The sequence below is a fragment of the Pseudomonas sp. GL-B-12 genome, from assembly GCF_019955895.1.
Taxonomy (GTDB): domain Bacteria; phylum Pseudomonadota; class Gammaproteobacteria; order Pseudomonadales; family Pseudomonadaceae; genus Aquipseudomonas.
Genome location: NZ_JAHBCX010000001.1, coordinates 140054 through 158362, shown reverse-complemented (window position 1 = coordinate 158362; position 18309 = coordinate 140054). Strand labels below are relative to the sequence as shown.

At 60.8% G+C, this 18309-nt stretch carries 19 protein-coding genes; 2 read left to right on the top strand and 17 right to left on the bottom strand.

What is annotated here, in order from left to right:
- Positions 1-298: 298 nt before the first annotated feature.
- Positions 299-799 (top strand): Hcp family type VI secretion system effector, encoded by a 501-nt coding sequence (locus KGA85_RS00640; protein WP_223457673.1) that lies wholly within the window; start codon positions 299-301, stop codon positions 797-799.
- Positions 792-1508 (top strand): DUF4225 domain-containing protein, encoded by a 717-nt coding sequence (locus tag KGA85_RS00635; protein ID WP_223457675.1) that lies wholly within the window; start codon positions 792-794, stop codon positions 1506-1508. Before KGA85_RS00640 ends, KGA85_RS00635 begins: the two co-directional genes overlap by 8 nt.
- A gap of 420 nt (positions 1509-1928) precedes the next feature.
- Here KGA85_RS00635 and KGA85_RS00630 read toward each other — a convergent pair whose 3' ends face one another.
- From KGA85_RS00630 to KGA85_RS00550, 17 genes are read right to left on the bottom strand one after another with little or no spacing between them, the layout of a single operon-like run.
- The gene (locus KGA85_RS00630) at positions 1929-3185 is read right to left on the bottom strand and encodes a beta-ketoacyl-ACP synthase (RefSeq protein ID WP_223457683.1); all 1257 of its coding nucleotides are present in this window, start codon (positions 3183-3185) and stop codon (positions 1929-1931) included.
- On the bottom strand, positions 3185-3913 hold the full coding sequence (fabG, locus tag KGA85_RS00625) for a 3-oxoacyl-ACP reductase FabG (RefSeq protein ID WP_223457685.1): 729 nt from the start codon (positions 3911-3913) through the stop codon (positions 3185-3187). The genes KGA85_RS00630 and fabG overlap by 1 nt, the downstream gene beginning before the upstream one ends.
- The gene (locus KGA85_RS00620; protein WP_223542829.1) at positions 3913-4371 is read right to left on the bottom strand and encodes a hotdog family protein; all 459 of its coding nucleotides are present in this window, start codon (positions 4369-4371) and stop codon (positions 3913-3915) included. The genes fabG and KGA85_RS00620 overlap by 1 nt, the downstream gene beginning before the upstream one ends.
- Entirely contained in the window at positions 4368-5564 is a 1197-nt protein-coding gene (locus KGA85_RS00615; RefSeq protein ID WP_223457688.1) for a beta-ketoacyl-[acyl-carrier-protein] synthase family protein, read from the bottom strand. Before KGA85_RS00615 ends, KGA85_RS00620 begins: the two co-directional genes overlap by 4 nt.
- The gene (locus KGA85_RS00610; RefSeq protein WP_223457690.1) at positions 5561-6091 is read right to left on the bottom strand and encodes a hypothetical protein; all 531 of its coding nucleotides are present in this window, start codon (positions 6089-6091) and stop codon (positions 5561-5563) included. Before KGA85_RS00610 ends, KGA85_RS00615 begins: the two co-directional genes overlap by 4 nt.
- Positions 6091-6816, bottom strand: coding sequence for a class I SAM-dependent methyltransferase (locus KGA85_RS00605; RefSeq protein WP_223457692.1), 726 nt, complete (start codon positions 6814-6816; stop codon positions 6091-6093). Before KGA85_RS00605 ends, KGA85_RS00610 begins: the two co-directional genes overlap by 1 nt.
- Positions 6813-8060, bottom strand: coding sequence for an NAD(P)/FAD-dependent oxidoreductase (locus KGA85_RS00600; protein WP_223457694.1), 1248 nt, complete (start codon positions 8058-8060; stop codon positions 6813-6815). The genes KGA85_RS00605 and KGA85_RS00600 overlap by 4 nt, the downstream gene beginning before the upstream one ends.
- Positions 8047-9204 carry a sodium:proton antiporter gene (locus KGA85_RS00595; RefSeq protein ID WP_223542834.1) on the bottom strand — a complete coding sequence of 386 codons (1158 nt, stop codon included), beginning with the start codon at positions 9202-9204 and terminating at the stop codon, positions 8047-8049. Before KGA85_RS00595 ends, KGA85_RS00600 begins: the two co-directional genes overlap by 14 nt.
- On the bottom strand, positions 9204-11543 hold the full coding sequence (locus KGA85_RS00590) for an MMPL family transporter (protein ID WP_223534740.1): 2340 nt from the start codon (positions 11541-11543) through the stop codon (positions 9204-9206). Before KGA85_RS00590 ends, KGA85_RS00595 begins: the two co-directional genes overlap by 1 nt.
- Entirely contained in the window at positions 11527-12231 is a 705-nt protein-coding gene (locus tag KGA85_RS00585; protein ID WP_223542828.1) for an outer membrane lipoprotein carrier protein LolA, read from the bottom strand. The genes KGA85_RS00590 and KGA85_RS00585 overlap by 17 nt, the downstream gene beginning before the upstream one ends.
- Positions 12228-12653 carry an acyl-CoA thioesterase gene (locus KGA85_RS00580; protein ID WP_223457699.1) on the bottom strand — a complete coding sequence of 142 codons (426 nt, stop codon included), beginning with the start codon at positions 12651-12653 and terminating at the stop codon, positions 12228-12230. The genes KGA85_RS00585 and KGA85_RS00580 overlap by 4 nt, the downstream gene beginning before the upstream one ends.
- Positions 12646-14190 carry a histidine ammonia-lyase gene (hutH, locus tag KGA85_RS00575; protein ID WP_223542827.1) on the bottom strand — a complete coding sequence of 515 codons (1545 nt, stop codon included), beginning with the start codon at positions 14188-14190 and terminating at the stop codon, positions 12646-12648. The genes KGA85_RS00580 and hutH overlap by 8 nt, the downstream gene beginning before the upstream one ends.
- Positions 14171-15112: a glycosyl transferase gene (locus KGA85_RS00570; protein ID WP_223457703.1), complete on the bottom strand. Its 942-nt coding sequence runs from the start codon at positions 15110-15112 to the stop codon at positions 14171-14173. The genes hutH and KGA85_RS00570 overlap by 20 nt, the downstream gene beginning before the upstream one ends.
- Positions 15109-15843, bottom strand: a complete 735-nt coding sequence (locus KGA85_RS00565) for a glycosyltransferase family 2 protein (protein ID WP_223457705.1) — start codon at positions 15841-15843, stop codon at positions 15109-15111. Before KGA85_RS00565 ends, KGA85_RS00570 begins: the two co-directional genes overlap by 4 nt.
- Positions 15836-17515 carry an acyl-CoA synthetase family protein gene (locus KGA85_RS00560; protein WP_223457707.1) on the bottom strand — a complete coding sequence of 560 codons (1680 nt, stop codon included), beginning with the start codon at positions 17513-17515 and terminating at the stop codon, positions 15836-15838. Before KGA85_RS00560 ends, KGA85_RS00565 begins: the two co-directional genes overlap by 8 nt.
- Positions 17512-18057: a hypothetical protein gene (locus KGA85_RS00555; RefSeq protein WP_223542826.1), complete on the bottom strand. Its 546-nt coding sequence runs from the start codon at positions 18055-18057 to the stop codon at positions 17512-17514. Before KGA85_RS00555 ends, KGA85_RS00560 begins: the two co-directional genes overlap by 4 nt.
- Positions 18054-18308 carry an acyl carrier protein gene (locus tag KGA85_RS00550; protein ID WP_007992314.1) on the bottom strand — a complete coding sequence of 85 codons (255 nt, stop codon included), beginning with the start codon at positions 18306-18308 and terminating at the stop codon, positions 18054-18056. Before KGA85_RS00550 ends, KGA85_RS00555 begins: the two co-directional genes overlap by 4 nt.
- Position 18309 lies beyond the last annotated feature (1 nt).

Genomic DNA, 18309 nt, shown 5'->3' with positions numbered 1-18309 from the left:
TCTAAGTGGTGTATAGGTAAATTTCTTACGTAACAGTTGATTTTTATTAATGAGGGAGTTGTTTGTCTGTGCAATTAAATTAACTTAGGAGCTTGCTGTAGGAATGTTCTCTTGATGGTGTGGGGGTTGTCTGAAAGTTATAGGGGTGCACTGGCTATAGGCACGATTTGTTTGACGGCTGATCCCTATGTCGGCAATGTTTAGAGCTTGGGTGTGTGACATATTTGTCTATTTTTTAGGAGTGGCTGCTTTAAATTCTTGTAAGAGGATGTGCGGCTGACTCAAAGGAGTGAAGGGCATGGCAAATCTCAGCTATATGACTATCACCGGGAAAAAACAAGGTTTGATTTCTGCTGGCTGTTCCAGTCAGGACTCTATTGGGAATAAATGTCAGGCCAGCCATGAAGACGAAATTATGGTGCTGGCTTACTCTCATAATATGGCAGCCGGTAATGATGGAAGCACTTTTGGTGGCCGTGGGAAACATATGCCGGTCATCCTTACAAAAAACATTGATAAATCTACGCCGTTATTAGCTAGTGCTCTTCATGAAGGCGAAGAAATTGAGTGTAAAATCAATTTCTACCGCACTTCACCAGTTGGTGGTCACGAAAAATATTTTACTGTAACGCTAAGTGGTGGACGTGTTGCCAATATAAGTGTTCAGGTGCCGCATGCTATTCATATGGGTGACGCGCAGCCACAGGAACTTGTGGCCATCAGGTATCGGGAAATTGCCTGGGTGCATCACAAAGCAAGTACAAGTGCCTATAGCTCTTGGGACAACAAATATGAGTGATCAGCCATGTGATGTAAATGATGTAGCCAAAGCAGCTTCTGATCTAGTTGCATTAGGGTGTACGGTTGGCGCTACGAATTTCTATGATGGCACGACTCAGCTTCAGTTTGGCGCAATCATATCTAATTATGTGAATGAAATTATAAAGGATGTGAATGACGGGGTAATAAGTGCTTGGGATGGTGTGCAAGAGATAAGGAGAGAACATGCCGATCTTGCTTCCAAGGCTCTTTTTTATGCTCAAAACGGAGTTGGGGTTGTTGCAGGTGCCATGCAGGTTGAAGTAGGAGTTGCCATTACGGGGGCTTCATATGGATTGGCAGCACCGCTCGGTGCATTTTTCGTCGCGCATGGAGTTAATAATATTTACGAAGGCGGGATGAATATTTATAACGGTCCTGCCGCCCAAACAGTACGGGGACCTACTAGGCGCGCCTATGCATCATTTATGGGGGATGATTATAAGGGGGATGTAGCATATGGAACCATCGACTTGATTTTGTCTGCTGGCGGTATGATGCGGCCAGTACGCAAGGTGGATTCTGTACAGCTTTTCAGGCGAGATCCACTGAATTACGAGTCGGCCTACCAGCAATCTGGTAAGTTGGCTTTGTTTTTTGAGGCGCTAGTTGATTCAATTACAATTAATTCTTTGGTTTCAAAGGACGGGTCGGAAATGGAAAGCAAATGGCGTGAGGAGCGACGGTGACTACCAAATCTTACGAAGTCTGGGAATATAAAAGCGCAAACTCGCGGTAACAATGATAGTGAACACAATGCCATTGACAATCCAATAAGTAGTGCCATTTAAGGGAAATATTTTTGTTATTCCCCACACAATAATCATTGTGTATCCCATGGAGCAGCCGATAACAACCAAACCCAAACTTGCTAAGTATCTGATTGTATACATTATAGAAGTCCTTATCCGCAGATCATTGTGTTCAATATAACCTAAATTCACAAAATAAGTGCAACACTGAAACAAAAGACAGAGGATCTTACCCGGTCTACACTTGCCGCAATATGCTCTTTCCTGTGAGCGATATCGCGGCAACAGTATTTAACAGCTGGCCACCACTTGCACGATCCCTCTGGCGCTCGATTGCCAGCGAAACAATGGCCACCGTTATGCCGCTGGCAAGCCAGCTCCCGAGTGCATGGACCAGCGCTTGAATATCAACGAAGTATTCACCCCGCCAAACGCAAAATTATTGTTCATCACGTACCGGTTGCTCATCTGCCGAAACTCGCCGCGCAGGTAGTCGAGCTTGCCGCAATGCGGGTCGACTTCGTCGAGGTTGAAGGTGTGGGCGTACAGGTCGCGGTTCATCATTTCAATGCTGAACCAGGACTCCAGCGCACCACAGGCGCCGAGGGTGTGGCCGAGGAAGCTTTTCTGCGAGCTGATCGGCATGTGTTCGCCGAACAGGCTGCTGGTGGCCAGGGTTTCGGCGATGTCGCCTTGTTCGGTGGCGGTGCCGTGGCCGTTGACGTAGCCGATGTCCGATGGTTTCAGCCCTGCGTCTTCCAGGGCCAGTTCCATGGCCCGGCGCATGGTGATCTGCTCGGGACGGGTGGTGTGCTGGCCGTCGGCGTTGCTGCCGAAACCGACGATCTCGGCATGGATGCGCGCGCCACGGGCCAGGGCGTGTTCCAGTTCTTCGAGCACCAGCATGCCGCCGCCTTCGCCGATCACCAAGCCGTCGCGTGCGGTGTCGTAAGGGCGCGGGCTGCGTTGTGGGGTGTCGTTTTTCAGGCTGGTGGCGTAGAGCGCGTCGAAGACCATGGCTTCGGTCGGGCACAGCTCCTCGGCGCCGCCGGCGAGCATCAGCGGCAGGCGCCCGAACTTGATGGCCTCGTAGGCATAGCCGATGCCCTGGCTGCCGCTGGTGCAGGCGCTGGACGTCGGGATCAGGCGACCGGTGAGGCCGAAGAAGATGCTGATATTGGCTGCCGTGGTGTGCGGCATCATGCGCACGTAGGAGTTGGCGTTCAGGCCTTCGGCCACCGAGTTGAGCAGCATGTTGCCGAACGCCTTGATCTCGTCGGTGCTGCCGGTGGAGGAGCCGCAGGCAACGCCCATGCGCCCGTCCTTGATTGACTCGTCGCCCAACAGGCCGGCGTCGGCCAGTGCCATCTCCGCCGCACCCACAGCAAGCCGTGAAACCCGGCCCATGCTGCGCAGTTGCTTGCGGGTCCAGTGGCTCGGCACCTTGAAGTCATCGATGGGGCCAGCCAGGCGCGTGTTGAGCTCGGTAAAACGATCCCACTCGTCCATCCGGCGGATGCCGCTGCGATTGGCCGCGAAGTTGCCGGCGATGGTCTCCCAGTCGCTGCCCAGTGAGGTGATGCCGGCCATGCCGGTGACGACGACGCGCTTCATCAGCACAGGCCTCCGTTGACGGCCAGAACCTGCCGGGTGATGTACGAGGCTTCCGCCGACATCAGGAAATTCACCGCGCCGGCCACCTCTTCAGGGGTGCCCATGCGTTGTGCGGGGATCATTTTCATCAGTTCTTCCACCGGCACGTTTTCGTCGAGCATGGCTGTGTCGATCAGGCCGGGTGCGACACAGTTAACGGTGATTTTGCGCTTGCCCAGTTCGATCGCCAATGCCTTGGCCGCGCCGATCAACCCGGCCTTGGAGGCGCTGTAGTTGACCTGGCCACGGTTGCCGATCAGCCCCGACACCGAGGTGATGCAGACAATCCGCCCGTCGGCGCGACGACGGATCATCGGCATCATCACCGGGTGCAGCACGTTGTAGAAACCGTCGAGGTTGGTGCGCATCACCACATCCCAATCCTCCTCGCTCAGGGCCGGAAAGGCACCGTCGCGGGTCAGGCCTGCGTTGAGCACCACGCCGTAATAGGCGCCGTGGATTTCCACGTCGGCTTCGAGAATTTCTTTGCAACGGGCGCGGTCGGACACGTCGAACTGCAGGATGCGCGCACGACGGCCCAAGGCCTCGACTTCGGCCCTGACAGCTTCGGCGTCCGCCAGGCCGCTGCGACAATGCAACACGATGTCGTGCCCGGCCTGGGCCAGGCGCAAGGCGATGGCGCGGCCGATGCCACGGCTGGAACCGGTGACCAGTACGGATTCAGTCATCACTGGACTCCTTCGGGTTCATGGAGATATTGAGCGGCCTGGGGTGGGCGGAATACGTTCAGACGAGCGGTAACATGGATCCCGGGGGCGTTGATGTGGCACTCGAACACGCCCATGCCGTTATCGTCTTCCAGGGAGCGAATCCCGTGGATGGTCAACTCGGTGCCGGCCGGAAAACTTTCGACGTTGCATTCGAATTTTCGGCTGCCGAGCAGGAAGCCCAACTCCACCGCATCACCGCGCTGGCGCGCATGGCAACCGGCGAAGGCGGCCACGCTCTGGGCCATCAGTTCGATGCCGACCCAGGCCGGCAGGCTGCCGTCGGGGAGATTGAACAGGCCATCGGGCTTGACGGTCAGGCGCGTGTGAATCTGATCTTCATCGAACGCCAGGATCTGATCGATAAGGATCATGTCGCCAGCGTGGGGCAGCAGTTCGGCGATCGGCCAGTCAATCATGGGGCGTCTCCGATAATCAGGCTGACGTTGTTACCACCGAAGGCAAAGGAATTGCTCATCAGGTAGCGGGGTGCAATGGACGTCAGGCGAGTGGCCGGGGTCACCCATTGCAGCGGCGGCAATTCGGGATCGGGCTGTCCGTCCCAGACGTGGGGCGGCAGGGCATGCCCGAGGTTGTCGGCGCTCAGGCTCAACCAGCAGAACGCCGCTTCCAGCGCCCCGGCGGCACCGAGGGTGTGGCCGGTCATGGGTTTGCTCGACGAACTGGGCACGCCGGCCGGGAACAGTGTCGCCACGGCCTGGCTTTCCATGGCGTCGTTGTGTTGGGTGGCGGTGCCGTGCAGGTTCAGATAAGCGATCTGCTCCGGTTGCAGGTTGGCGCGGCCCAAGGCTTTGCGCATGGCTTGCAGGGCGCCACGCCCGGTCGGCTCCGGGGCGGATATGTGATGCGCATCGGAACTGGCGCCGCTGCCGAGCAAGGCAATCGGTTGGTTGTCGCCTGCACGTTTGGTCATCAGGAACAGCACCGCCGCTTCGCCAATGTTGATGCCATTGCGGTTCACCGAAAACGGATTGCAGCGTTGTTCCGAGACCGCTTCCAGCGCCGAGAAACCGTTGAGGGTCAGCTTGCACAAGGTGTCGACACCACCACACAGCACCGCGTCGCAAATGCCCAGGTCCAACAGGCGCTGGGCGCTCATCAAGGCCCGGGCACTGGAGGTGCAGGCCGTGGAAATGACATAGGCCGGCCCGCTCAATTGCAGCCACTCGGCGAGGAAGTTCGCCGGTGCCCCGAGTTCCTGTTGCTGATAGTCGTACTCGGCAGGGAACTGTTTTTCGCGCAGGTAATGCGCCAGGCCCTGGCTGGCCTCGTCGATGCCCGAGGTGCTGGTGCCCAGCACGACACCGATGCGGTCACGGCCGTAGGTCTGGATCGCGCTGTCGATCTGCGGGCGGATTTGCAGCGTGGCTTCGAGCAACAACTGATTGTTGCGACTGTGATGGCGCGACATCTCGGCTGGAATGGATGCCAGTTTGCCCTGGACCGCACCGACCGGCAGCGTGCGTTGCGGCACCCACCCGGCTTGCTCGCGCATGCCGCCGCAGTCGCCGGCAAACAGGTTGCGGGCAACCTCCTGCTTGTCGCGGCCCAGCGCGCAGACCAATCCGAGGGCATTGAGGTAAGCGGTCATGGCGTTTCACCGCTCAGGGGGGTGACTTGATAGGCCGGACCATGCGGTAGCTTCAATTCAAAATTCTGCGGTTGTGCGTAGTGGATGTCCCAGCGCTCGGGCAGGTACCGTTGCCTGCCGTGCTGCCAGGCGCCGGGATAATTGGCCGCCAGTTCATCTTGCGGCGTCAGCGCAAACAGCAGCGCCGCGAACAGCTCCCGGGCTCGCGGATTGGGCGGTAGTAAACCATCGGACTCCCAGGTTTTATCGACCAATTTCTGGCGGGCCTGGGGAATGCCCAACAGGTCCATCATCGACCAGCGGATACCCGCCTCTTCACGCTGGATCACCAGCACCCAGTCCTCGCGTTCGTCAGCCTGCCCGCGCTGGATGTGCAATTGCAGCGGCAGCGGCAGATCCGGATTGTGCTCGGGCAGCGGCGCCCGGCCGGCGCAGGCGCTCAGCAGCAGGGTTGCGGCGATCAACAGATATCGCATAGCACCGTTTCCCCCACAGGCTTGGTGTTTCAAGCGGCTGGCAATGAACATCACACAGTTCCTTCAAAAGGTTTGCGCGCCACCACATTGACCAGGGTTTCTTCCCGTTGGCCAAAGGGTTTTGGCTTGCACACACCCAAGTGTTCGAGCAGGCCGAAATCCTTGGCGCGACTCCACCACAGGTACGGATAAGACACGTTTTGCGCGGTAAATTCGAAGCCCTGCTGGCCAATCATTTGCAGGTACTGCGCAGCGCTTTTCTGCACGTGCATCGGGTGGCGGAACAACCAGCGGATCACCCAGGTATCAATGTAAGCCTCGGTGGATTCGGCGAACAGCAGATAACCACCGGGTTTGAGCACGCGGTAGAACTCGGCCAGTGCCTGTTCCTGCTCCACCAGATGATGGAAGGTCTGGTGACAGAACAGCAGGTCGATACTGGCGTCCGGCAGGTCGAGGCTGGCGCAGTCGCCGCCGATCAACTCCACTTCCATGCCCTGTAGGGCCGCTTCTGCGCGGCTCTGGTTAAGGCTCTGGGGATCAGCATCGATGCCAATTAGACGACCGGGCGCAAAGGCCTGGCGCAGCAGCGCGAATGACTTGCCCTGGCCGCAACCGGCATCCAGCAGCACCGGGCTAACCGGTAGCGCTTCGCTGAACAGGTTGCGCAAATCGTCGATCGCCAACCGCAGCACATAGTGTTGCCAGATCTGGCTGCGCAGGAACCACAACCCGAAACGGGTCTCTTCGACGTACTTGTCGCTCAAGTAGTTCATGACGCATCCCTTGCACAGAATTCGGATATCGCCTTCAACCGGCGCCTGGCTTCGCTGACGAACGGGTTGCTTGGGTCCCAGGCATATCCGGCAAGAATGGAGCTGATCATCCCGCGGATTTCCGGTGAACTGCTCTCATGGAAAATCACATCCTGGAAGGTCCCGGCGTACCAGCCTTCGACATAGCAACGGAATGTGTCGACGCCGCGCTTGAGCGGTTCGGCGAACTCGGTTTGCCAGTCGACGGCTTCGCCTTGCAGCTGACGGTGCAAAACCCCGGCGGCCATGCTCGCCGAACGCATGGCGATGGTCACGCCGGAGGAAAACACCGGGTCGAGGAATTCCGCGGCATTGCCCAGCAGCGCGAAGCCCGGACCGTGCAGGGTTTTGACGTTGGCCGAGTAACCGCCGATGGTTCGGGCCTCGGTGTCCCACTGCGCATTTAGCAACACGCCAGCCAGGCTTGGCGTCTCGGCGATAAAGCTGCGCAGGCACTCATCCAGATTGTCGCTGCGGCCGGCGAAACGTTCCTCTGTGGCGACCACGCCGACCGAGCAGCGCCCGTTGCTGAACGGGATGGTCCAGAACCATACGTCGCGCTGGGTCGGATGAGTGGTCACGAGGATCTTGCTGCGGTCGAAGGTCGGGAGGTCGATACAGTCTTCGACGTGAGTGAACACGGCCTGACGCACCGGGAAGTTCGACGGCGCCTCGAGGTCGAGCAAGCGCGGCAGCACGCGCCCATAACCACTGGCATCGAGCAGGAAATCGGCTTCGACGCGATACTCGCTACCGTCCTCGCGGCGCACGCCGAGCTGCGGTTTTCCGGGGGCAATGTCGACGCTGACGATGGTTTCGCCATAGCGGATCTCCACGCCTTGCAGCGTGGCCTGATCGGCCAGCAGCTTATCGAAATCGGCGCGCTGGACCTGATACGTCGTCGATTTGCCGTGGCTGAACGTCTCGCCGAAATCGAACGCGCTGTAGCGCTCGCCCCAGGCAAACGCGGCACCGGTTTTCAGCTGGAAGCCGGCGGCGTTGACGGCGTCGAGCATGCCCGCTTCTTCGACGAAGTCCAGGCAATGGGCCAACAGGCTTTCACCGATGGAAAACCGTGGGAAATGCTGACGCTCGATCACCAGCACATCGTGTCCCTTGCGCTTGAGCAGCGCGGCGGCGATGGCACCGGATGGACCGGCGCCGATGACCACGACCTGACGACATTCCATTTCAACGGTTGGCATGGGGGCTCCTTGCCGGGACAGCGGCTTTCAGGGGGATTCGGTGCATGCCGGTCAGGGCTGGTAGCAGTGTAGCGATCAAGCCCATCAGCATCAGGGCAAAGTACAGCGGGGGGCTGATGAGTTGCTGTTGCAGCAGCAGGTTGAGAAAAACGATCTCGCTCAAGCCGCGGATGTTCAGCAGCACACTTTCCCGCCAGCGGCTGGCGCCCTGGAACGAGGCCCCGGCCCAGCCGAGGCCGAGCCAGTTACCCAGCAGTTTGCTCAGCATCGGCAACAGCAGCAGGGCGAGCAGTTGCACCCAGCCGAGGCTGTCCATCGCGCTGTGCACGTTGATCTGCACGATGCCGAACGTGAGGATCAGCGGGATGGCGATGTACGTCTGCAAGCGGCCCATCCACACGGCTGGCAGCGGCAGGAGCAGTGGTGCTTTCAGCGCGGCCATGATCAACACATAGCCGATGCCGAAAATCAGCGCATTGAGCTTGTAGTGTTCAGCGACGACCAGCAGGGCGAAAAAGCACAGGCTGTAAAGCCATGTCTGGCGCAAGCCGAGCAACCGCAGCAGCACCGGCAGGCACGCACCGGCCAGGGGCAGCAACAGGCTGCTCAAGTGCAGACTGCCCTGGGCGATGCCGAATAGCGTCCAGCAGGAGAGGTCGATGAGGATCGCAGTTTGCACCAGTCGCCGGGTGGCGGCGGGTGGGTAATCGATGTGCCGCAGGTACAGGTACAACACCGGAATCGCGGTGATGGCGAACAACAGGCCGACGGCCAGCGAGCTGATCCACGGTTGCGGCGGCAATAACCAGATCGCCGTGGCCAGGCCGCAGGCAAACGGAATGCAAAAGCTGGGCAGGGCGATTTTCAGGCTTTGGCGATCCAGTTGCAGGTCGATCACATCGCTGAGGATGTAGCCCAGCAGCAGGGCAAAGCTCAGGCTGTAGAGGTTCTTCAGCCAGCCTGGCGACACCAGCAGCGCACCGCTCAATTGCCAATGGGGCTCGATCCAGAAATACATCAACAGCGGCAAGCCGAGGGTCGCCAGCAACAACTGGCTGACGATGGGAATCAGGCCGAAATGGCGGCCGACGCGGGTCGCAAAGGCAAACAACACCAGCGCCATCACCCAGAACAGAACGACCATCATGTTGCCCGCTCCACGGCCGTGGGCTCATGCACCTGGCGACCGGCCCAGGGCGCGAGCAGGAAGCTGAAGATCAGGCCCAGGCTCACCGACAGTCCGAAGTTGCTCACCGCCGGGGTGCTCGACACCGCCAGCAGGCCGAACGACAGCCAGGTGGTCAACGCCGCCAGCAAAGTACCCAGCAGGCTCACGGCTGCGCCGCCGACCTGTTCGCGCATCAGGATCGCGTAATCGACGCTGATCGCCGTCACCAGCAGCAGGCCGAACAGGCTGAACAGGGTCAACGGCTGCCCCAGCCAGCCGAGACTGGCCAGGCTGCACAACGCCGCCAGCAGGGGCAGGGACACGATGCGCAACGCGCCGCCGAGGCCGAATGGCAAGATCAGCACCAGTACGATCAGCACGCAGGAGGCGAGTTTCAGTTCAGCGGCACTGATTTGGGTGGCCGCGAAGACGTTGTTCAATTCACCCAGTCGATCCACCAGTGTCACGCCGGGTAAATCCTCACCCTGGAGCCGCAGCAGGGCCGGGTTGTTGATGCCTTGCAGGCTGACCATCGCCGCCACGCCGTCATCGGTCGGCCCCAGCCACAGAGGTCGGTAGGGTTCTGCCAACGGGCCGCCGAGCGCTGCGTCGATGTCCACGGTAGGCAATGCCTGTAGCTTCGTCAGCTCGGCTTGCAGCGCCTCGGCCGGTACGCCGATGTCGAGCAAGGGTTGCCAGAACGAAGGCAGTTTGCTCAGCGCTTCGCGCACCTGTTGCTGTTCGTTCGGCGGGCTGACCAGTTGATTGAGCGACAGATAACCCTGGAGCTTTTCCAGGCCAATCAATTGATCCAGTCGCTCTCTCAAGGCGGTTTGGCGTTCGAGCAACTGCTGCTGATTGGCGGCGCGTATCAGGAAGAACTGGCTGGTGGGCTGATAGCCGGTGATCCGGGCAATGGTCCGGGCTTCGTCGGTCAATTGTTGCGGCGCGCTGATCCACTGGCGGATGTCGTTTTTGCTGCTCAGCTGCAACAGGCCGCCGACGCAAAAGGCAATCAGCAGTGCCAGCAAGACTGGCGTTTTCAGCTGTTTGAGCAGCGCTTCACGACAGTCCAGCAATAACTCGCAAATGCGCAATGGCCACTGCGCCGGGCGCAGGTCTACGCCCTTGAGCAATGCCGGCAACAGGCACACGGCGGACAGATAGGCGCCGAGCAAACCGGCGGCAGAGAATGCGGCAATCTGGGTCAGTGCCGGGAAGGGTGTCCAGGCCAGGGCCAGATAACCGATGCCGCTGGTGATCAGGCTCAGGGTCAATCCGGGCAAGGTCATGCGCAGGGCAGGCCAGCTGTGCCAGGGTTTTAGGCTCCAACTCTTGGACAGGTAGTGCAACGGGTAATCGACGGCAACACCGATCAGGCTCGAACCCAGCACCAGGGTCATCACGTGCATATGGCCGAACAACGCTACGCAGGCCACCGCACCGAAGAGCATCCCGACCAGCACCGGCACGAAGGCCAGCAAGACGCGCCAGCGCCGGAAGGCCAATAGCAGCAACAGCAAAATCCCGACGGTGGCACCGCCACCGACCCAGGTCATCTCCCGGGCAGCCTGCTGTTGCCCGCTGGCTGCGTACAACAGGCCGCTGGCGGCGAGCAGTTGCACGTCGTGCCGGGTGGCTTCTTCGCGGCTGTGCTCGAGCAGGTCGGCCACTTGCAGCGGCAGGTTCATGTCGAAGGCGTTGCCGGTGGTGCGCGCGCGCAGCAGCACCCAGCTCTTGCCATCGGCATCGGCGACCAGGGCGCCGCTGCCGATGTCCAGTTGTACCGAACCGCGTTGCGGCTGGCTGTTCTGTATGCGCCCGGTCAGGCCCAGCCAGTCGTCCTGGCTGGGCACCAGGCTATAGCCGTTGAACGGGTCGAACAACGCCTGCACCCGTTGCTGGATAAAGGTGTCGGGGTGCTCGATCAGCAGTTGTCGGTCCGCTGCCTGGAGCATCGCCAGGCGACCTTGCAGCAACTGCGTGCGCAGCGCCGGCAAGTCGGCTTGCAGGGTCCACTGGACCTTTTCGAACAAGCCGCTGGCCTGCCATTGCTCGCCGAGTGTCTGCGCCATGGCGACGGCCTGCTGGCGATCGGTGTGGCCGACCAGCACCAGCATTTCGCGGTTCAACGGTTCTTGCATGCGTTGTTCGGCGCGCAGTTCCAGGGCATCGGGCGCCGTGCCGGGCACCAGATCCATCAGGTTGGCCGACAGCGGCGCGGCGCCACGCCATTGCCAACAGGCGAGCGCCAGTACTGCCAGTAGCAGGATCAGAAACAGCCGTGGCAACCACCGTTCACTCGGCAAAGTCATGTTGCTCCGCGTCGCTCAATGGTTGGGCGCTGGTGCTGTCCTGCATGCGCAACAACGTACTGTCGCCCTGGGTCTCGAGCAATTCGATGCTGTGCACCAGTTCTGCGCCGGTAATGTTGATCTGGTTGAACACCTGCTTGAGCAGCATCGAGCGTGGCAGCAGCGTGAGCTTCCAGTTCTGCGCATCGCCGCTCAGGGACAGCTCGAAATCCCGTTGCAGGCCACTGCTGTCGCCTTGCAGCACGGCGAGGAACAAACGGTTCTGCTCGGCACCGGCGCTTTTGCCCGGCAGCATTTGCCAAACAATGCCGTCACGCCGGGCAATGCCTTTGGCGGTGATGCGATAGTCCTGTTGCAACGGCGTTTTCAGCAGCCACAACAGGCCGTTTTTTTTTGCCAGCACGAACGTGCCTTTGCTGGTCAGCGGCTGGGGCAGGGCGCGCAGGTGTTTTTCCTGGATGAAATTGCCGTGGATCACCTCGGGCCGGGCCAGTTGATCGCTGAGTTGTTGCAGGTCGAAGGCATGGGCCAGTCCAGGAATGCCCAGTAGCACGCAGAACACTGTAGGAGCGAGCTTGCTCGCGAAAAACCTGAGGGCGCCGCGGACTGTCAGGTGCCCAGTGTCATCGTTAACGACCATCGCGAGCAAGCTCGCTCCTACAGGGGAGCGGGAGGGGCAGAAAATCATCGCAGAGCTCTCTCTACGGCGTCGGTGAACACTGTCGGCGAGGCCAGTTGCATCTCGCGGCTGGCGATGTCGACGGCCACCTGTACCGACAGGGCCCGGGTCAACCGTTCGCCGGTTTGCAGGTCGCTGATCAGGTAGTTGATCTTCAAGCGGTTCTCCCACTCCACCAGGTTGGCACGCACGTTGAGTGTCTGGCCGAACACCGCACCGCGCACGTAGCGCAATTGCAGGTCGATCACCGGCCATGCATAGCCGGATTCGTTCATCGCGGTGTAGTTGTGGCCGATCTTGTCCAGCAGCGCACAGCGGGCGACTTCCAGGTATTTGACGTAATGGCCGTGCCAGACCACGTGCATGCTGTCGACATCAAAGAACGGTACGACGATTTCCGTGTCGGTGTAGAGAAATCCCTTGCTACGCATGCAGCCTCCAGTGTTGTTCGGCGATGCGTTGCAGGCACAGGCGCAATTCGCCTTCCAGCGCGCGGTCTTCGATGACCGGTGGGAAGTCCTTGGCCAAGGCTTCATGCATGGCGGCCAAGGCGGGTGGCAGTGGTCGTGCATCTTCGGCCTGGCCGCGCAGCCAGACGCCCTGATTGGCCGCCAGCAGCGTGGCGGCCGCCACCTGTTCGGTGAGTTCCAGCACGCGGATCGCGTCCCGGGCGGCGATGGTGCCCATGCTGACTTTGTCCTGGTTGTGGCATTCGGTGGAGCGCGAGAAAACGCTGGCCGGCATGGTGTTTTTCAGCGCTTCGGCGGTCCAGGCGCTGGTGCCGATCTGCACCGCCTTGAAGCCGTGGTTGAGCATGGCGCGGTCGGCCGTGGCGCCCGACAGGTTGCTCGGCAAGCCATGGTTGTAGCGCTCGTCCACCAGCAGCGCGAGTTGCCGATCAAGCAGGTCGGCGACGTTGGCCACGAGGTTTTTCAGGCTGTCCATGGCGAACGCGATGTGGCCGCCATAGAAGTGCCCGCCGTGCAGCACGCGCTCGGCTTCGGCGTCGATGATCGGGTTGTCGTTGGCGCTGTTGAGCTCGATTTCGATGAACGAGCGCAGCCAGTTCAGGCTGTCGGCCAGCACGCCCAGCACATGGGGCGCGCAGCGCAGGGAATAGCGGTCTTGCAGGCGATGCAGCGGCGCGGTCGGCGCGTCAATGGCCAGATCCTGGCGCAACCACGCGGCGACCTGCATCTGCCCCGGGTGTGGCTTGGCGGCGAACAGGCGCTCGTCGAAGTGCTCCGGGTTGCCTTGCAGGGCGACCACGTTCAGCGCGGTGATGCGCGTGGCCAGATGCAACAGGTAATCGGCGCGTGCGTACGCCAGGCAAGCCAGACCGGTCATCACAGCGGTGCCGTTCATCAATGCCAGGGCTTCTTTCGGGCGCAACACCAGTGGCTGCCAGCCGAGTTCGCGGTGCACATCGGCAGCCTGCCGGCGCTCGCCGCGGAACATCACCTCGCGTTCGCCGGACAGTGTGGCGGCAACGTACGAAAGCGGCGTCAGGTCACCACTGGCGCCCACCGAACCTTCTTCCGGAATCAGCGGCAGGATGTCGTGTTCAAGGAACGCCTGCAGGCGCTCCAGCAGCTCCACGCGCACTCCGGACACACCGTGGCACAACGACTGCAAACGCGCCGCCAGCACCGCGCGGGTGGCCTGGGCGTCGAGCAGTTTGCCCAGGCCGCAGCCGTGGAAGGTGTACAGGTGACGGGGCAGCGCCTCGACGTGATGCAGCGGCACCGCGACCACGCAGGAATCGCCGTAACCGGTGGTCACGCCGTAGATCACGCCTTCCTTGTCCAGCAGAGAGTCCAGAAAACGCGCGCCCTTGGCGATGCGCTCGCGGTAGGCGGGATCGCTTTGCAACTGCGTCGGCACCTTGCGGTTGGCCAGTGCCAGCACGTCTTCAATGCGCAAAGGGTGTTCGCCGAAGGTTACCGGCTCAAGCGTTGGCGTCGTCATCGGTCTTCCAGAAAGGGTAAAAGTTGAACCATTGTTGGGGCGCTTCGAGGCAATAGTGACCCAAGCGTTCGGCGTAGCGGGAGGTCCACTGATGAATGACCTGTTCGCGGTCGCTGCGCTTCCAGGTGATTGCGTCAGCGAAGGGTTCAATGCTCAGTCGATAGTCGCCGTCGGGCTTTTTCAGGCACAGCAGCAGGTTGACCGGGCATTTCAGTAGGCCGGCCAGCAGCCACGGGCCCTGGGGGAACCTGGCCGGATGACCGAGGAAGTCCACGGTCGCGCAACGTCCGCCATGCAGCGGCACGCGGTCGCCGGCAATCGCCAGCCACTCGCCGCGCTCCAGGCGTTCACTCAGTTGCAACATGATCCCGGGGTCCAGTTCGCTGACCTGGATCAGGCGCAAATTGGTCGCCCCGGCTTCGCCCAGCAAACGGTTGAACTGTTCGGCGTGCTTGGTGTGCACCAGCACGTTCATCGTGACCTTCTCGCCGATCTCCGCCAGTGCGCGGCAGACTTCCAGATTACCCAGGTGTGCGCCCACCAGCATCTGCCCACGGGCACCGCGCAACTGGTCACGCAGCAGCGCCGGGTCGATGATTTCGATTTGTTCGATGCTCAGCTTGCCGTTCCAGACGTCGAGTTTGTCGAGCATGGAATCGGCGAAGGCCATGAACTGGCCGAACACCCGCCAATGGCTCGGGCGCAATTCGCTGCGACCGCTCCATTCGGTCAGGCGTTGCTGGTATTGCCAGGCACTGTGTCGAGCGCTGCGGCCGAACAGGAAAAAGTACAGCACGATGCCATACAACACTGGGCTCAGTACCCGACGGCCCAGCACTTTGGCGCCGAACGCGGTGAGCTTCATCAGCCAGAAACTGCCCCGTTCTTCGCGGTCGGCCCAATGCTGCTTGTCTGCGCTCATGCCCGCCACCGTCGCCAGAGGATCACTGGCGCACGCAGTAACATGCCGAAGAACAGTCGCGTGTGCATGCTGGAAATCAGGACGTTGTCGTGGAACATCCGAAAATGCGAAACGCCGTCCAATGGATAGTGGACCTTGGTTTGCAGCCATTGCATCGGCTGATTGCGCCAGGCCAGGCGCACCAGGATGTCCGAGTCGAAGTCCATGCGCTTGCCGATTTTCGCTGATTCGATCAATGCCAGGACTGGCGGCAATGGGTAAACCCGGAAACCGCACATGGAGTCGCGAATCTGCAACGACAGGGTGTTGATCCAGACCATGACGTGAGTCAGGTAGCGCGCATACAAACGGCCCTTCGGCACGCTGGCGTCGTATTGCGGATAACCGCAAATCACCGATTGTGGGTAGCGGCGCGATTGTTCGATGAAGCGTTTGACGTCCTGCAAGTCGTGCTGGCCATCGGCATCCACCTGCAAGGCATGGCTGAAACCCAGGCGCGAAGCTTCGCGCAAGCCGGTCATGACCGCGCCACCCTTGCCCTGGTTTTCGGCGAGGCGGATCAGGTAAACCATGTCACGTTGGGCCAGGCGATCCAGCACCCGGGCGCAGCGCGGGCTGCTGGCATCGTCCACCAGGATGCACGGCAGATGGCTGGCGATCAGCGCATCGACCACCGTGGTGATGGCAGTTTCATGGTTGTACACCGGGACGATGGCGCAGGGGCTATGCATGCGCCGCCTCCAGCAAGACCCGCCCGCTTGAGCAGGTGGCGGTTTCGTTGCGATAGGCGAAATACAATTTGCCGCGCGCCGGATCGAAGCGCAGGTGCAGCTGGATTTCATCTCCCGGGCGCACCAGTTGCTGGAACTTCAAGACTTCCATGCCGGCGAATTTTTTTGGCAGGTTCATCAGTTGCTGGCCCAGGCTCAGCGCCCAGTCCACCTGCACCACGCCAGGCAACACCGGCGCCTTGGGGAAATGCCCGCTGAAATAGGCCAGGTCCGGTGGCACGGCCAGTTGCAGGCTCCACTCGCCATTGCTTTCGACTTGCTCCAGCACCTCGGGCGCTTTTGGACGCGGCGCCAACAGCAGGGCGTCGACGTCGGCCTGGGGCAGTTTGCCCTGAGTGTTCAGCGGCAGTTGTCGCAGCAGGCGCCAGCGTCTCGGCAGGGCCAGCGCTTCGCAGTGTTGGCTCAGTTGCTGGCGCAATTGCTCGGTGAGGCTGCGTCGGCCCTGATTGCGCAGCACATGCAAACCGGCCTCGCTCAGCACCAACAACGCCCCCAGGGAGGCGCGGTTTTCCTGAACGACGCCGAGCCGCGCTTCGACGACCCATTCATGGGCTGTCAGCGCCTGTTCCAGCATCGGCAGCGAGATGCGTTTTTCTTCCAGTTTGACGATCCGGTCGAGTCGCCCAAGCAATTCGAAGCGGCCATCGACGGCGATGCGTGCTGAATCGGCAGTGTGTTCGACATGGCCATTGGGCAAATACGGCGAAGCGATCAGCAGGGCGCCCTCACTGTCTTGGGTCAGCGTGACATCGGCAAAGGGTTGCCAGAGTTCCGCGCCCTGACGCCAGGCGATGCCGCCGGTTTCCGAACTACCGAAGATTTCCGTTGGCCATTGCCCCAGACGCTCATGCAGGTTCTGTGCGGCCTCGACCGGCAATGCGCCGCCGGAGGAAAACACCCGGCGTACAGAACTCAAGGCCGGCCAGTCGAGGTTGTCGCTCATGCGCTTGAGCAGCGCCGGGCTGGCCACCCAGGCGAAAGCCGGGTACTCGCGGCTGGCGCGTTGCAGGTCTTCCGGAAAGGCCAACTGCCGACGTACGAACGGGCGCCCGGCGCACAGCGGCCACAGCACCCGAAACAGCAGACCGTAGATGTGCTGGGTGGCGACGCTGCCAATGATGCATGCCGGGCCCAGGTCGGCGCCCCACAGCTGTTCCAGGGCTTCGACTTCATTGGCCAGTTGGCGCAGGTTTTTTTCGATGCGCTTGGGTTCGCCACTGGAGCCGGATGTGCACAGGCTGAGTCGGCAGTTATCCAGGTCCAGCGCGGCGGCACTGAGCGGCGGCTGTTGGAGGTCGCCAAGGTGCGCATCGTCGGGCTGATCGCTCAGCCACAGATCAACTTCAACTGACCAGCGTTGGCGGGTCTGCGGTTGCAGGTCGGACGGCAGCAGCACGCTGACCCCGGCACGCCAGGCGCCGAGCAGGGCAATCGCCAGGTCGGCGGCATCCTCAAGGTGCACGGCCATCTGCCGGACACCCCGGGCTTGCAGGCCGGCGGCCAGGCGCAGTGCCTGTTCGCACAGTCGGGCGTGATCCAGTGCCGGAGCAGTCGTTACGGCACGCTCCACCTGGGCCTTGAGCAGCAGGAGCTCAAGTTTTATCCAATTCATGGGTGGCCTCGTACCCTAAGTCGTATGAGCCATTCAATGGCAAACATCAGGCCTATCAATCCGTAGGAAATCAGGCCGGTGTACAGCGTCCACCAGCTCAGCGGTGCCCAGAGGGTAAGGACGGCGGCACACAAACCGTTGCATAGAAAAAAAACGCTCCAGGCGATGGTTACCTGACGGGTATAGCGAATGCCCTCGGCCGGCAATTGCGGCTCGCGTACCCGGGCCAGGCGTTCAACGATCGGTGGGCCGAATGTCAGGCTCGATCCGAACAGCACCAGCATGAAGCTGCTGATCAACACCGGATACCAGCGCAGCAGCGCCGGGCTGTCGAATAGCGCCAGCAACAGACAGAACACAATGGCCACCGTGGCCATCCACAGGCTGCCAGGCCGTCGTGTGCCGGTCAGCGCCCGGGCCAGCCACAGTCCGCCCAGCAGCAGCCCGAACTGCCACGGGGCGAAATGCTCCATGCCGAAATACACCGCAAAGGGATACAAAAGGCCTGCCAGCAGCAGACCGAGGCCAATCAGTCGATTCATGCGGCCGGTTGAACCAGACGGTAGACCGCCTCGACCACGTCACTGACGGTACGCACCGATTTGAATTCTTCGGCGGCGATTTTCTTGCCGGTCTGACGTTTGATGTGATCAATCAGGTCGACCGCGTCGATGCTGTCGATTTCCAGGTCCTGATACAGGTTGGATTCCAGGCTCACACGCTCCGGGTCCAGTTCGAAGAGCTCGACCAAGGCATCGCGCAGGGTGTTGAAAATGTCGTCACGAGTTTGCATG